The organism is Bradyrhizobium sp. SZCCHNR1053, assembly GCF_032381235.1.
Taxonomy (GTDB): Bacteria; Pseudomonadota; Alphaproteobacteria; order Rhizobiales; family Xanthobacteraceae; genus Bradyrhizobium.
The window spans coordinates 1-15114 of sequence record NZ_JAUHJM010000014.1; the positions used below are offsets into that span (position 1 = coordinate 1).

The window sequence follows — 15114 nt, forward strand, 5'->3', positions numbered from 1 at the left end:
GACGAAGCTTGCCTGTCAGGAATCAACCCGGTCTGAATTGTCAGGACTCAGCCCGGTTCATACCCTCGTGGACCCCCCACCCCCGACCCCTCCCCGCGAGGGGGAGGGGGCTCACCGTCTCGCGGCTCGAGCTCGAATTCAGCCTCTTGCTCCGCGCCGATCAGTCATCGTGTCGTCCGCCCCACCCTCAGCGACACCACGCCCCCTCACGCTCCCCGCCTTGTGTTGTCAATTTCCTCGCCACCCCTGTAAAATCTCTCCTGGGAGGAGGCTTGCCCGTGGCGACGGGCGGCCGACAAGGATGATCGAAGGATACGATCCTTATCTCGTCGCGCTCTCGGTCGTGATCGCGAGCCTGGGTGGCTATACCGGTTTCAGTCTCACCGCGCGCATCCGCAGCGGTCCGGGAGAGAATGCGCGCGTGCTGCTGTCCGGCGCCGCCGGCATTCTGGCGGTGGGCATCTGGACCATGCATTTCGTGGGCATGATGGCGGCGCCACTGCCGGCCGATGCCGTCTATCTGGTGCTGCCGACCATCATCTCGTTCCTGATCTGCGCGCTCGTGATCGGCATCTCGCTGTTCTTCGTCAGCATCGGCGATCCCTCGCCCCGGCGCGTCGTCCCTTCCGCGCTGCTGCTCGGCGCCGGCATCGCCAGCATGCATTATGTCGGCATGCACGGCCTGTCCGGCTCATTCGGGCTGACGCATGATCCGGCGCTGGTGGCGCTGTCGGTGGCGATTGCGATCGGCGCCGCCTATGGCGGCCTGCGCATCTTCCTGGCGCGGCAGGACGGGCTACGGCTCGCCATCAGCGCGGTTGCGTTCGGCATCGCCGTGTCCGGCATGCATTACACGGCGATGCTGGGAATGCATGTCGTGCCGATCGGTGAGGGACACCATCACGCCGCAACAGGACTTGCTGCGTCGCCGCAAGCGCTCGCGATCGTCGTCGCCGTGCTGTGCTTCGTCATCGTCGCCGGATTTTTGCTGTCGCTGGTGCCGGACCCGCGCCGTCAATCGCAGCCGATGCCGGCCGTTGCCGAGGCTGCGCCGCAATTGGCCCCGGAGCCGGCCGCGACGGCGGCCGAGCCGGTCGTCGAGGTCGCCGTTCCGAGCCGGGCGACGGCGGCGCCGTTGGGGGGCATCGGCCAGCCGCCGCGCGCGACCGCGGCGCGATTGCCGCTGGAGGGCGCCAACGGCACCCATTTCATCGATGCCGGGGACGTGCGCAGCGTGCGCGCCGATGCGCACTACACACGGATTCACGACGGCACCCGGGAGCGGATGTGCCCATGGTCGATCTCCGAGGCTGAGGCGCAGCTCGATCCCGGCCGCTTCATCCGCGTGCACCGCAGCCACATCGTCGCGATCGAGCATGTGATCTACGTCGGTCGGGAAGGCGAGGGCGCGATCATCGAGCTCGATGGCCCCTCGAAGCCGCGCGTGCCGGTGAGCCGCGCCAAGGTCGCCGAGGTCAAGGCGCGGCTCGGGCTGCGGCGGCCGGCCTGAGTTCAGCGTTCGTTTCGCTGCTGCAACAGAGCGCCGCCATTCTCCCCAACGCATGCAACACCGCGCGCGCGTCTTGCGCGGCCGCTCACGCCGTCACTCGCGCGATTGGGTCGCCCTCGCTGACGCAATTCGTGCGCGACCAGCCGCATTTCGTGCGATTTCGCCGCTCTCCGTGCCGGCTTCGTTGCGCGGCCAGCGATCCCGATCGACGCTCCGCGCCAATCCGCGATGCGTCCGCGTTCGCACTTCGCTCTCGCAGCACGAACGCCCGCCGCAACAACGCGACGGCCTTGCCGATAAGGCAGGCCAGCACAGGAGAGGAAACGTCATGATTCCTGGCCCGTTCGACTATCACCGGCCGGCGAGCGTCAGCGATGCGATCAAGCTGCTCGCCGACCTCGGCGATGACGCGCGACCGCTCGCCGGCGGCCACAGCCTGCTGCCGATGATGAAGCTGCGGCTGGCGACCCCGGCGCATCTGATCGATCTGCACGGCATCGCCGGGCTCAAGGGCATCCGCCGCGATGGCGACCGCATCGTCATCGGCGCGATGACCACGCAGGCCGAGCTGCTGGCGTCTGCCGACATCGGTGAGGCGCTGCCGATCCTGCACGAGACCGCGCTCTTGATCGCCGATCCGCAGGTGCGCTACCGCGGCACGCTCGGCGGCAATGTCGCCAATGGCGACCCCGGCAACGACATGCCGGCCTTGATGCTGGCGCTGGACGCCTCCTATCGGCTCGAAGGGCCGAACGGCGTTCGCGAGATCGCGGCGCGCGAGTTTTACCAGGGCGCTTATTTCACCGCGCTCGAGCCCGGCGAGATCCTGACTGGCATCAGCATCCCGCTTCCGGCTGCGGGGCACGGCTACGCCTACGAGAAGCTGAAGCGCAAGGTCGGCGACTATGCGACGGCCGCAGCCGCCGTGGTGCTGACGATGGCGGGCGGCAAGGTGGAGACGTGCGTGATCGCACTGACCAATCTGCACGAGACGCCGTTGCTGGCGACCGACGCGGCGACTGCAGTGATCGGCACCACGCTCGATGATGCCGCGCTGAAGGCGGCGGCGAGCGCCGCGCGTGCGATCATGCAGCCGGCCTCCGACGCGCGGGGACCTGCCGAGTACCGCACGCATGTCGGCGGCATCATGGTGATGCGCGCGCTGCAGCGCGCTGCGAGGCGGGCAACCTGAACGCACATCGCCACTCGGCGAACTCTCTCTTCTCCTCCCCCCTTGTGGGGGAGGGCCGGGGAAGCCCCAAGCGACACTGCCGCTGAGGACCCCCACCCCCGACCCCTCCCCGCAAGGGGGAGGGGAGCGCACTGACACTGCGGCTCAAGTGGTGCCCAAGCTTTGCGATTTCCCAGGGAGCAACGAATGCCCAAAGCCCATATCACGATGAAGGTGAACGGCAGCGAGGTCGAAGGCCTCGCCGAGCCGCGCACGCTGCTGGTTCATTTCCTGCGCGAGCAGGCGCAGCTCACCGGCACCCATATCGGCTGCGAGACCAGCCATTGCGGCGCCTGCACCATCGACATCGACGGCATGAGCGTGAAGAGCTGCACCATGCTCGCGGTGCAGGCCAATGGCTGCGAGATCACCACGATCGAGGGCATGGCCAACGCCGACGGATCGCTGTCGGCGCTGCAGGAAGGCTTTCGCATGATGCATGGCCTGCAATGCGGCTTCTGCACGCCGGGCATGATTCTCCGCGCGCATCGGCTGCTGCAGGAAAATCCGTCGCCGACGGAAGCTGAGATCCGCGCCGGCATCTCCGGCAACATCTGCCGCTGCACCGGCTATCAGAACATCGTCAAGGCGATCCAATACGCCGCCGCCAAGATCAACGGCGTTGAATTCCAGGAGGCCGCCGAATGAACGACATGACTCCCACGCGGGAACAACGCGAAGCCGCGCTCGAAGGCATGGGCTGCCGGCGCAAGCGCGTCGAGGACATCCGCTTTACCCAAGGCAAGGGCAACTACGTCGATGACGTCAAGCTGCCGGGCATGCTGCACGGCGACTTCGTGCGCTCGCCGCATGCCCATGCGCGGGTGAAGGCGATCCACACCGAGGAGGCGCTGAAGGTGCCCGGCGTGCTCGCGGTCATCACCGCTGAGACCCTGAAGACCGTCAACCTCGCCTGGATGCCGACCTTGGCCGGCGACGTGCAGATGGTGCTCGCCGACGGCAAGGTGCTGTTCCAGAACCAGGAGGTCGCCTTTGTCGTCGCCACCGACCGCTACGCCGCCGATGACGGCGTCAACAAGGTCGTGGTCGAGTACGAGCCGCTGCCGGTGCTGGTCGATCCGTTCAAGGCGATGGATTCAGATGCGCCCGTGCTGCGCGAGGACCTCGTCGGCAAGACCTCGGGCGCGCACGGCCCGCGCAAGCACCACAACCACATCTTCGAGTGGAGCGTCGGCGACAAGGAGCTCACCGACGCCGCGTTCAAGAAGGCCGACGTCACGATCAAGGAGATGATCTCCTATCACCGCACCCATCCATCGCCGCTGGAGACCTGCCAGTGCGTCTGCTCGTTCGACAAGATCAAGGGCGAGCTGACGATCTGGGGCACCTTCCAGGCGCCGCATGTCATCCGCACGGTGGTATCGCTGATCGCAAAACTGCCGGAACAGAAGATCCACGTCATCGCGCCGGATATCGGCGGCGGCTTCGGCAACAAGGTCGGCGCCTATCCTGGCTACATCTGCGCCGCGGTGGCCTCCATCGTCACCGGCAAGCCGGTCAAATGGGTCGAGGACCGCATCGAGAATCTGACCGCAACCGCCTTTGCGCGCGACTATCACATGACAACGGAAATCGCTGCGACCAAGGACGGCAAGGTCACCGGCCTGCGCGTCCACGTGCTGGCCGACCATGGCGGCTTCGATGCCTGCGCCGATCCGTCGAAATGGCCGGCCGGCTTCTTCAACATCGTCACCGGCTCCTATGATTTCCCGGTCGCGCATTGCGTCGTCGACGGCGTCTACACCAACAAGGCGCCGGGCGGCGTCGCCTATCGCTGCTCGTTCCGCGTCACCGAGGCGGCCTATTGCATCGAGCGCGGCATGGACATTCTGGCGCAGAAACTCGGCATGGATCCGGCCGAGCTACGCCTGAAGAACTTCATCAGGCCGGAGCAGTTTCCTTATCACTCGGCGCTCGGCTGGGAATATGACTCCGGCGACTACCACACCGCCATGCGCAAGATGATGGAGGCCGTGGACTACGCGGCCTTGCGCAAGGAGCAGGCCGAGAAGCGCGCCGCCTTCCAGCGCGGCGAGACCCGCGAGATCATGGGCATCGGCGTCTCCTTCTTCACCGAGATCGTCGGCGCCGGTCCGTCGAAGAACTGCGACATCCTGGGCATCGCGATGTTCGATTCCTGCGAGATCCGGCTGCATCCGACCGGCGCCGGCATTGCGCGGATGGGCACCAAGAGCCAGGGCCAGGGGCACGAGACCACCTGGGCCCAGATCATCGCCAGCGAGATCGGCATTCCCGCCGACAACATCATGGTCGAGGAGGGCAACACCGACACGGCGCCCTATGGTCTCGGCACCTACGGCTCGCGCTCGACGCCCGTCGCAGGGGCAGCCATCGCCATGGCCGCGCGCAAGATCAAGGCCAAGGCGCAGATGATCGCGGCCTACAAGCTCGAGGTCCATGAGGACGATCTCGAATGGGACATCGACGGCTTCCGGGTCAAGGGCCTGCCCGAGAAGGTGATGTCGATGAAGGACATCTGCTGGGCGGCCTACAACTCCGTGCCGCCGGGCATGGAGCCGGGGCTGGAGGCCGTCAGCTATTATGATCCGCCCAACATGACCTATCCGTTCGGCGCCTATCTCTGCGTGATGGACATCGACGTCGACACCGGCGTGTACAAGGTCCGGCGCTTCTATGCGCTGGATGATTGCGGCACCCGCATCAACCCGATGATCATCGAGGGCCAGATTCATGGCGGCCTCACCGAAGCCTTCGCGATCGCGATGGGCCAGGAGATCCGCTACGATTCCGAGGGCAATGTCGTGACCGGCTCGTTCATGGACTTCTTCATGCCGACCGCGGTCGAGACGCCGCATTGGGAGACCGACTTCACGGTGACGCCCTCGCCGCATCACCCGATCGGCGCCAAGGGCGTCGGCGAAAGCCCCAATGTCGGCGGCGTGCCGGCGTTCTCCAACGCGGTCAATGACGCGTTCTCGTTCTTAGGCTCGACGCACATCCAGATGCCGCATGACTATTGGCGCAACTGGCAGGCGGCGAAGAACCTGGGCGTGGTGGTGTAGACCAGATCCAACAGCACTCCCGTCATTGAGAGGAGCGAAGCGACGAAGCAATCCAAAGTCCCGCCCACCACCCTGGATTGCTTCCGCCTACGCCCTGCGGGCTTCGGCGGACACGTCGCTTCGTTCGCAATGACGCGGAGAGAGTGGAGCTATAACGGTATCGGCAGTGCCCTCCCCTCCCCCTTGCGGGGAGGGGTTGGGGGTGGGGGTCCCCGGCGGCAGTCTCGCGCGGGGCATTTCCCTCCCTAGCCCTCCCAAGGGGGGAAGGAACGCACCGGCTTCGCGGTGAAATCGAGAATCAAACGCTTATGAAAACCCGCGACGACATCGCGCAATCGCTCTCCGCCTGCGGCTACATCGCCGATGGCGAGCTTGCGACTGCGATCGCGCTGATGCATCTGCTCAAGCGGCCGTTGCTGCTGGAAGGCGAGGCCGGGGTCGGCAAGACCGAGGTCGCCAAGGCGCTCGCCTGCGTGCACGGCACCGAGCTGATCCGGCTGCAATGCTATGAGGGTCTTGACCAGAGCTCCGCGCTGTACGAGTGGAACTACCAGCGCCAGCTGCTTGCGATCGAGGCGCATCGCGGCCAGCCGGATACCATCGAGGACCAGATCTTCTCCGAGAAGTATCTGCTGGAGCGGCCACTGCTTGCGGCGATCCGCCGCGCCACGCCGCCGGTGCTGCTGATCGACGAGATCGACCGCGCCGACGACGAATTCGAGGCGTTCCTGCTGGAGCTCCTGTCGGACTTCCAGATATCGATTCCCGAGCTCGGCACCATCAAAGCCATCAGCATCCCGCACGTGGTGCTGACCTCGAACGGCACCCGCGAGCTGTCGGACGCGCTGCGCCGGCGGTGTCTGTATCACTATGTCGACTATCCCGATGTCGATCGCGAGGCCCGCATCATCCTGGCGCGGATCGATGGCGCGTCGGCGTCGCTTGCGCTGCAGATCGCGCGCCTGGTCGAGGGCCTGCGAAAAGAAGAGCTGCGCAAGGTGCCGGGTGTGGCCGAGACGCTGGACTGGGCAGCCGCGCTGGTCGGGCTCGATGTGCGCGACCTCGAGGACCAGCCGGAGGTCGTGCATGACACCTTGATGTGTCTGCTCAAGACGCATGAGGACCGCTGCCACATCACCCGCGAGGTCGCCGCGCGATTGTTGGGGAAGGTCGCATGAGCTGCTGCGGCGCCACGCCTGATCATGAGGACATGGACGCGGTGGCGCGGCTGGTCGCGGGACGCCTCAGCGCATTTCTCAAGACGCTGCGCGACAACGGCTTTGCGGTCGGCCTGTCGGAGGGGCAGGATGCGGCGGCCGTGATGACGGCGGGCTATGCCGACAGGCCCGGCCTGTTGCGCTCCGCCTTCAAGCACCTGTTTTCGGCGCGCAAGAACGAGTGGGATCGCTTCGACGGCCTGTTCGACGCGTTCTGGCTCGGCAAGCGCGTGCGCTCGCGCGTTCTGACGGCAGGGTCGCTGCAATCGGCGAACAGCCCGTCCCTGAAGAGTCTGCAGGATGCGAATGCTGCTCGGCAGGGGCATCACGGCGCGACCGATCAGATTCCCTCTGACGAAACCCCACGCGAGGCGGCCGGCGAGGGCGTCCGCGAAGGTGCATCGCGCGTGGAGTCCATCAGCGATACCGACTTCCGCAAGCTCGCAGATCCCGACCAGGTCGCGCTGGCGCATGAGGCGGCGGCGCGTCTCGCCAAGGCGATGCAGACGCGCCTGACCCGCCGCGATCAGCTCCGGCGCAAGGGCGAGCGGCTCGACCTGCGCCGCACCATCCACCGCAACATCAGCCATGGCGGCGTGCCGATCGCGCTGGTGCATCGCCGCCGCAAGCCCAAGCCGCTCCGGCTGGTGGTGCTGCTCGACGCCTCCGGCTCGATGAGCCCCTATACGTCGGTGTTTGTTCGCTTCATCCACGGCGTGCTCGACGCCTTCCGCGAGGCCGAAGCGTTCCTGTTTCACACCCGGCTGGCTCACGTCTCAGATGCGATGAAGGAGAGGGATGCCGCGCGGGCGCTGGATCGGCTGTCGATGATGGCGCAGGGCGCCGGCGGCGGCACCAGGATCGGCGAAAGCCTAGCGACCTTCAACCGCTGGCACGCGCCGCGCGTCATCCATTCGCGCACCTGCGTGATGATCGTCTCCGACGGCTACGACACCGGTGATCCAGCCTTGCTCGGCCGCGAGATGGCGCAATTGCGACGCCGTTGCCGCCGTATCGTCTGGCTCAATCCGATGCTCGGCTGGCACGGCTACGCGCCGGAAGCCCGCGGCATCAAGGCGGCGCTGCCGCATGTCGATCTCTACGCGCCCGCGCATACGCTGGGCTCGCTCGCGGCGCTCGAGCCGTATCTGGCGAGGTTGTGAGATGACGAGGGTGAGCCGCTCTGAAGTGTTGTTGACGCAGACTGCCTCGGCATCGGCGGTCGGCTCCCTCCCCCACGAGGGGGGAGGGAACAGACCTTCAGTGCTGCTGCAGATTGCCTCGAACGTGCGTCAGAGGGGGCACCCATGACCACCTCCTCCGAACTGCTCGATCTCGCCGCCCAATTGAAAGCTGCCGACGAAAGCTTCGTGCTCGCCACCGTCGTGCGCACGGTGTCGGTGACCGCGGCAAAGGCCGGTGCCAAGGCGATCATCCGACCGGATGGTGCCATCGTCGCGGGCTGGATCGGCGGCGGCTGCGCCCGCGGCGCGGTGCTCAAGGCGGCGCGCGAGGCGCTCGCCGACGGCATTCCGCGCATGGTCTCGGTGCAGCCGGACGACCTGCTCGCCGAGCTCGGCGTCAAGCCGGGTGAGATGAAAGAGGGTGTGCGCTTCGCATCCAACATGTGCCCGAGCAAGGGCACGATGGACATCTTCGTCGAGCCGGTGCTGCCGTATCCCGCGCTGGTGATCTTAGGCGCGAGCCCGGTGGCGCTGTCGCTCGCCGCGCAGGCGCGGCCGCTCGGCTATCACGTGACGCTGGCGGCGCCGGCGTCCGATCTCGTCACGACACCAGAGGCCGATGTGCTGATCGATGGCTTCGCGCTGGATCAACCGGCCGGGAGCAGCCGCTTCGTCGTGGTGTCGACGCAAGGCAAGGGCGACGAGGCGGCCTTGCGCGCCGCACTCGCCTGCGATGCGGCCTACCACGCCTTCGTCGGCAGCCGCCGCAAGATGGACAGCCTGCGCGACAAGCTGATCAAGGACGGCATCGACGCCGCGCTGCTCGACAAGGTCAAGGCCCCGGCGGGCCTCGATCTCGGCGCCATCACGCCGGAGGAGATCGCGATGTCGATTCTGGCCGAGATCACGCAGGTGCGGCGGCGCGGGCAGCGCGGCTGAATTCCGTCACGGCGCGAGCGGCAGGTCGAACGAGACCCTGAGCCCGTCCGGCGCGAAGTCGCGCGTGACCTCGCCTTTCAGGGCCGCGCCGAGAATGCGCTCGAACAGCAGCGAGCCGAAGCCGTTGCTCGCAGGTGGGGAGACCTGCGGGCCGCCGTTCTCCTCCCAGGACAGCTTGAGCCGTCCGTCGGCATGGGTCCAGCTCAGCGTCACCCGTCCTGCATCGTTCGACAGCGCGCCGTATTTCACCGCGTTGGTGACGAGCTCGTGCAGCCCCATCGACAGATACAGCGCGACGCCCGGCGGAAGCGGCACGGCAGGACCGTCGACCGCGACACGGTCGCCTTGCAGCGGCGCCAGTTCGGCGCAGACCAGCTCATTGAGCGCGATCGCTTCGCGGCCGCGATCCAGCGCCAGCGCGTGGCTGCGCGTCAGCGCCGCGATGCGGCCGCGCAGCACCTCGCCGAACTCGGCCAGCGCCGAATCGGCGCGGATGCTCAGCGCGATGACGCTGTCGACCAGCGCCAGCGTGTTCTTGACGCGGTGATTGAGCTCATGGACCAGCACGCGATGGTGCTGCTCGACCGTGCGCCGCCGCGCATTCTCGGTGCGCAGTGCGATTTCGTCCATCACGATCTCGCTGAGCTCGGTGAGCTGGGCGATGTCGTCGTCGCTCCACGGCCGCGGCTCGTGATCGATGGCGCAGAGCGCGCCGATCACCTCGCCGCTCGGCAGCCGCAGGGGAACGCCGAGATAGGCGATCACGCCGAGAACCGGCACCGCGAGATTGTCCTTCACCAGCGGATGCTCGTTGGCGTCGCTGATCACCAGCGGCTGCGCCGAGGTCACGACGTGCTGGCAGAAGGAGTGGCTGAGCGGCGTCTCGCGCAGCGACGCCCATGGCTCGCACAGGCCGACCGAGCTCTTGAAGAACTGCCGGTCGCGATCGACCAGCGCGATGATCGCCGCTGGGGCCTGCAACAGCCGCGTGGTCAGGCGCGTGACGCGGTCGAAGCCCGGCTCCGGCGGCGAGTCGAGCAGCTCGGTCTGCAACAGGGAAGTCAATCGGTCTGGCGCGGAGGCGTCGCGATCGGACGTCATGCAGCTTTCGTCGGTCGGGCGTTCAGCCGGTGACAGGTTGCAAGACGGACCGGACGGAGCGCAAATCCGGAGCCGGTCGATCGTGCGGCGCAGTGGTATTCGGCTGGAACGAAGCCGGCGCAGAGACGAGATGAAGCCATCAACGCGGCCATCGCCGCGCTTCAGGGCGGGGCGAATCCCGGTTCCACGCAGGTAACCAAGTGGTAGACTATGGCCTGACCAAGGCAAGTTCGGCATTCCGCCGCAGGTTCTCTTTGGTATGCATTATACCCGTCAGCCCCCCTTGACCGCACCCGCCGTCAGGCCGGCCACGATCTGCCGCTGTGCGAACACGGTCAGCAGCAGCACCGGCAGGGTCACGATCAGCGCCGCCGCCGCGAGCGGCCCCCACGAGAGCTGATCGAACGAGATCATGTTGTAGACCGCGACCGGCAAGGTGCGGGTCTCGCGTCCGGCCAGCACGATGCCGAACACGAAATTATTCCAGGAGAAGATCACCGCGAGGATGAAGGCGACCGCGAGGCCGGGCTTCGCCACCGGCAATGCCACGTGGCGGAAAACCTGCCAGCGCGTTGCGCCGTCGATGCGCGCGGCTTCCTCGAGCTCGATCGGCGTGGTCTCGAAATAGCCGATCATGATCCAGATCACGATCGGCACGGTGACGACGAGATGGATGATGATCTGCGGCCACAGCGTGCCGAGCAGGCCGAGCCACTGAAACAAGAGGAACAGCGGGATGAGGTATGACAGGCCGGGCGTGATGCGCGCGATCAGGATCACGATCGCCGATTTATGCGCGGCCATCCGTGCGATGCCGTAGCCGGCGGGCACGCCGACCAGCATGGCGAGAAAAGTCGCGCCGCCGGTCACCAGCAGGCTGTTCTTGAAATAGGTGAAGAAGCGGTTGGACGACAGCACGTCGGCATAGTTCTTCCAGGCGAAATGCTCCGGCCAGAACACCGGCGGATACGCGGCGTTGTCGACCTCGAACTTCACCGACAGCGAGATCATCCAGAGGAAGAACAGGATCGCCGGGGAGACGATGAGGAAGACGCCGAGCGCGAGGCCGAGCCGGCCGAGGATGGTCTGCGCGCTCATGCGTCGCTCCCCAGCGCATTCCACTGTGCGCGCCGGCGCAGCACCAGCAAGAGCGCGGTCAGCGCGATGATCAGCGCGAAGAACACCACCGCGATCGCCGAGGCATAGCCGAGGTCGTAATAGACGAAGGCGACGCTGTAGAGATAGAGGTTGATGGTCTCCGACGCCGAGCCCGGGCCGCCCTGGGTGATCGCGAAGATGATGTCGAAGCTCTTGATGGCGTCGATGGCGCGGATCATCGCGGCGATGAACAGGAACGGCATGATCAGCGGCAAGGTGATGTAGCGGAACATCTGCCAGGTGCTGGCGCCGTCGATCTGCGCGCTCTCATACGGTTCGGTCGGCAGCGAGGCGATGCCGCCGAGCACGATCAGCATGACCAGCGGCGTCCACTGCCAGGTCTCGACCAGCACCAGCGAGGGGATCACCGTGCCCGGATGAAACACCCAGAGCTGTGGCGGCAGGCCCACCAGCGACAGAAGATAGTTCAGGATGCCGAGCTGCGGGTGGAACATCATGGTCCACACCAGCGCGATCGCGACGGGCGTCGCCATCATCGGCATGATGAAGAGGGCGCGCAGCAGCCCGCGCCCGGGAAAGCGGGCGTGGAAGACGACCGCGGCGAAGGTGCCGAGCACCAGCGGCAGCAGCACCGACAGCGCGGTGTAGGACAGCGTGTGTCCGACCGACTCGACAAAGCGCGGATCGGCCGGCAGCCGCAGGTAGTTCGACAGCCCGACGAAGGTCGTGGGTGAGCCGACCTTCCACTCCTGGAAGCTCATCCAGATCGTGAACAGCCAGGGAAAGATGATCACCGCGAGCACGGTGACCAGCGCCGGCACCACGAACGGCCAGTACGACGGCGGCCGCAACGCGCGTTCCGGCGCAGCGGCGTCCGCTGCCGCGCCGGCCTGTTCGACGATCGTGCTCACGCTTTCTCGCTGCGCTCCAGGATCGGGCGGAACTGCTCGTGCGCCTTCTTCAGCTCGGTCGCGGGATCGGCGCCCGACAGGGTGGCGGTCAACGCAGCGCCGACGAGGTCGCGGAATTCGGCGACCGGGATGATCACGGGCAGGCCGAGCTTAGAGATCTTGCCGGAGTCGATCGCCGACTGCAGCCACTCCTTCGGCATCTTCACGCCGCCCTGGACTCCGGGATCGTTGAGCACCGAGTTGCGGAACGGTACGCCGCCGCCGGCTTGCACCAGGCGGGCGCCTTGCGGCTTCGACACCAGCCACTGGCAGAGCAGCCAGGCGGCTTCCTTGTTCTTGCTCGCAGCCGCAATGCCGATGCCGTCGCCATAGGTCGCCGAGTACTGTCCCTTCGGTCCGGCGGGCACCACGGTGTAGCCGACCTTGCCGACCACGCGCGAGGCATTGGCGTCCTCCAGCGGCGGCGCCCAGCCGACGCCGTCGATCCACATCGCCGAGCGCCCCTGCGTGAATGAGGCCATCGACTCCATCCAGTTGAAGCCGGCCACGCCGGGAGGCGCGCAGGTCGTCAGCAGCTTCTGATACAGCTTGGTCGCCTCGACGGCCTCCGGGCCGTCGGTCAGGATGTTGCCCTTGGCGTCCAGGAACTCGCCGCCATAGTTGAGGAAGAAGTTCGTCCACAGCGTCATGTTGGCGTTGCGCAGGCCGCGGCCGACGAAGCCGAACGTGCCGTCCTTGGCATCGGTCAGCTTCTGCGCCGCCGTGACCATCTCGTCGAGCGTCTTCGGCACTTCGACGCCCTTCTTCGCGAACAGCTCCTTGTTGTAGTAGAGGATGAAGTAGTCCACCGACCATGGCAGCGAGAACATCCGGCCCTTGTCGTTGCTGGCGTAAGTCAGCCCGGCGGCGGAGAAATCGCTCTGCACGAGGTCCGGCGCCGTGAGGTTCGGATCCTTCATGAAGTCGGTGATGTCGGCGAGCCAGCCGGCCTTCTCGAACTGCCGCTTCTGCACGTGATAGCTGAGATGGACGACGTCGAAGCTCGGCTTGCCCGACGACAGTTCGATCACGACCTTCTGTCGCTGCTGCTGCTCCGGGATCTGCTCGGATTCCACCTCGATGCCGGTCAGCGCGGTGAATTCCTTGATGTTCTTCTGCAGATTGTCGCCGCGCGGCCCCTTGGCGAGGATCACCTCGAGCTTGGTACCGGCATATTTCTTCCACTGCGGCTCAGACCAGGCCGGCTGGCCGGTGAGCGCCAGCGCGCCTGCTGCTGCCGTGCCCGCAAGCATGTTGCGGCGCGTGATCGCGGTCATCATATCCTCCCAGAAGACTTCTTGTTTGGTCGTGAAGTGTAGCGCGATCCAGCGGCGCTGCAACAGCATGGTGCCCGTTCGGCTGGGAATGCGACGACAGCGCGTGGTGCGATGCGGCAATCCGTTATGCGCCCGATGCGGCTGTGAAATCCGCCCGCTCCAGCAGCCACGACAGTGCAAAGCCAGCGACGAGCCCCCAGAACGCGGCGCCGATGTTGAGCAGTGGCACGTCGGCGACGGTGACCAGGAAGGCGATCAGGGCGCCGAGGGAGAAGTTCGTTCTGAACGCGGTCACGAACGCCGTTTGCAGCACGCGCAGCATGGCGAGGCCCGCCAGCGCGGTGATCAATGATTTCGGCGCGATCAGCAGCAGCGTGGTGAAGGTCGGCGCCAGCAGGCCGAAGCCGAGCGCAAGCACGCCCACGACCATCGCCGCGGTATAGTGGCGCTTGCGCTCGCCGCCGGAGACGACGATCGCGTTGGTCGGTCCGGTCAGGCAGGTCGACACGCCGCCCACGACAGCCGCGAGCGCCGAGCCGATGCCGCAGGCCACGGTCACCACATTGACCGGGGGCGTGTGGCCGGCGGCGGTCAGCACCGCAAAGCCCTGGCCGTTCTGCACCACCAGCACGGTGACCGCGAGCGGCACGATCAACTCGATCATCGCCGCCAGCGACCAGGACGGCGTCTGGATCACGGGCCGGATCAGCGCGATTTGCAGCGACGCGCTCTGGTCGTATTTGCCGAACAGGATGGCTGCGAGCGTGCCAATGACGAGCGCGCCGATGATCGGCGGGCAGCGCCGGCCGAGCGCTGGCAGCGCGGTCAGCAGCAGCCAGGCGACGACCATCGGCCCGGCGATGGCGAAGTCGGCGAACACGGCGCGGACGAGATCGAGGCCGAAGCGCAGGAATACGCCGGCGACCATGCCCATCACGATCGGCATCGGCACCAGTTGCATCGCGCGCTTGACCCAGCCGGTGAGCCCGAGCACCAGCATCAACAGCGCGGTGCCGTAGAACGCGCCGACCACCTGCGGGAAGCTGAGATGTGTCAGCGACTGGCCGACCAGGACGGTGCCCGGAATGGTCCAGAACAGCACCAACGGCTCGCGATAGCGCCACGACAGCAACAGCGTGATCAGCCCGTTGATGAAGAACACGCCGAAGATCCACGACGCGATTTCGCCTTGCGACAGCCCGCCATTGGCGCCGACCGACAGAATGATGGCGACCGGTCCTGTGATCGCGAACAGCCAGCCGATGAAGCCGTGCGAGGCGTAGAGCGGACCAAAGTCACTGGCGATCTGGCCGAGGCTGGGCGGCGGGCCTGCCGGGCGTTCGATGGCGTTGAGCATGAAGGGCAGGGCTCGGCTGCGTTCTTGTTGTTGTCCTTGGCGTCTCGTGGGATGTTGTGAACCAACGGCATCAGGTGTGCAAGGCGCCCGCCGATCGCCCATGCGGCTGGCTCTACGCGGCGGCAACGGTTTCGATTGACGGGTTGGGACTCATCCGGGCTATC

General features: G+C 66.5%; 12 protein-coding genes. 7 read left to right on the forward strand and 5 right to left on the reverse strand.

Features of this window, described 5'->3' with window-relative positions; translation table 11 throughout:
• Window positions 1-301 precede the first annotated feature (301 nt).
• The 7 genes from QX051_RS25405 (at window position 302) to QX051_RS25435 (ending at window position 9146) form a co-directional block, all read left to right on the forward strand.
• The gene (locus QX051_RS25405; protein ID WP_315778010.1) at window positions 302-1510 is read left to right on the forward strand and encodes an MHYT domain-containing protein; all 1209 of its coding nucleotides are present in this window, start codon (window positions 302-304) and stop codon (window positions 1508-1510) included.
• Between the two features lie 328 nt (window positions 1511-1838).
• Window positions 1839-2702, forward strand: a complete 864-nt coding sequence (locus QX051_RS25410; protein ID WP_315771840.1) for a xanthine dehydrogenase family protein subunit M — start codon at window positions 1839-1841, stop codon at window positions 2700-2702.
• Window positions 2703-2888: 186 nt separating this feature from the next.
• Entirely contained in the window at window positions 2889-3389 is a 501-nt protein-coding gene (locus QX051_RS25415; protein ID WP_315778011.1) for a (2Fe-2S)-binding protein, read from the forward strand.
• The gene (locus tag QX051_RS25420) at window positions 3386-5806 is read left to right on the forward strand and encodes an aerobic carbon-monoxide dehydrogenase large subunit (protein WP_315778012.1); all 2421 of its coding nucleotides are present in this window, start codon (window positions 3386-3388) and stop codon (window positions 5804-5806) included. Before QX051_RS25415 ends, QX051_RS25420 begins: the two co-directional genes overlap by 4 nt.
• Before the next feature lie 308 nt (window positions 5807-6114).
• The gene (locus tag QX051_RS25425; RefSeq protein ID WP_315778013.1) at window positions 6115-6984 is read left to right on the forward strand and encodes a MoxR family ATPase; all 870 of its coding nucleotides are present in this window, start codon (window positions 6115-6117) and stop codon (window positions 6982-6984) included.
• Complete coding sequence (locus tag QX051_RS25430; protein ID WP_315778014.1) at window positions 6981-8186, forward strand: VWA domain-containing protein; 1206 nt, start codon at window positions 6981-6983, stop codon at window positions 8184-8186. The genes QX051_RS25425 and QX051_RS25430 overlap by 4 nt, the downstream gene beginning before the upstream one ends.
• 144 nt (window positions 8187-8330) lie before the next feature.
• The gene (locus tag QX051_RS25435; RefSeq protein WP_315778015.1) at window positions 8331-9146 is read left to right on the forward strand and encodes an XdhC/CoxI family protein; all 816 of its coding nucleotides are present in this window, start codon (window positions 8331-8333) and stop codon (window positions 9144-9146) included.
• 6 nt (window positions 9147-9152) lie between these two features.
• Here QX051_RS25435 and QX051_RS25440 read toward each other — a convergent pair whose 3' ends face one another.
• The 5 genes from QX051_RS25440 to QX051_RS25460 form a co-directional block, all read right to left on the reverse strand.
• Entirely contained in the window at window positions 9153-10247 is a 1095-nt protein-coding gene (locus QX051_RS25440; RefSeq protein ID WP_315778016.1) for an HWE histidine kinase domain-containing protein, read from the reverse strand.
• Window positions 10248-10520: 273 nt separating this feature from the next.
• Window positions 10521-11345, reverse strand: coding sequence for a carbohydrate ABC transporter permease (locus QX051_RS25445; RefSeq protein WP_315733991.1), 825 nt, complete (start codon window positions 11343-11345; stop codon window positions 10521-10523).
• Window positions 11342-12277: a sugar ABC transporter permease gene (locus QX051_RS25450; RefSeq protein WP_315757369.1), complete on the reverse strand. Its 936-nt coding sequence runs from the start codon at window positions 12275-12277 to the stop codon at window positions 11342-11344. Before QX051_RS25450 ends, QX051_RS25445 begins: the two co-directional genes overlap by 4 nt.
• The gene (locus QX051_RS25455) at window positions 12274-13593 is read right to left on the reverse strand and encodes a sugar ABC transporter substrate-binding protein (RefSeq protein WP_315757368.1); all 1320 of its coding nucleotides are present in this window, start codon (window positions 13591-13593) and stop codon (window positions 12274-12276) included. The genes QX051_RS25450 and QX051_RS25455 overlap by 4 nt, the downstream gene beginning before the upstream one ends.
• Before the next feature lie 124 nt (window positions 13594-13717).
• On the reverse strand, window positions 13718-14950 hold the full coding sequence (locus tag QX051_RS25460) for a benzoate/H(+) symporter BenE family transporter (RefSeq protein ID WP_315778017.1): 1233 nt from the start codon (window positions 14948-14950) through the stop codon (window positions 13718-13720).
• Window positions 14951-15114 lie beyond the last annotated feature (164 nt).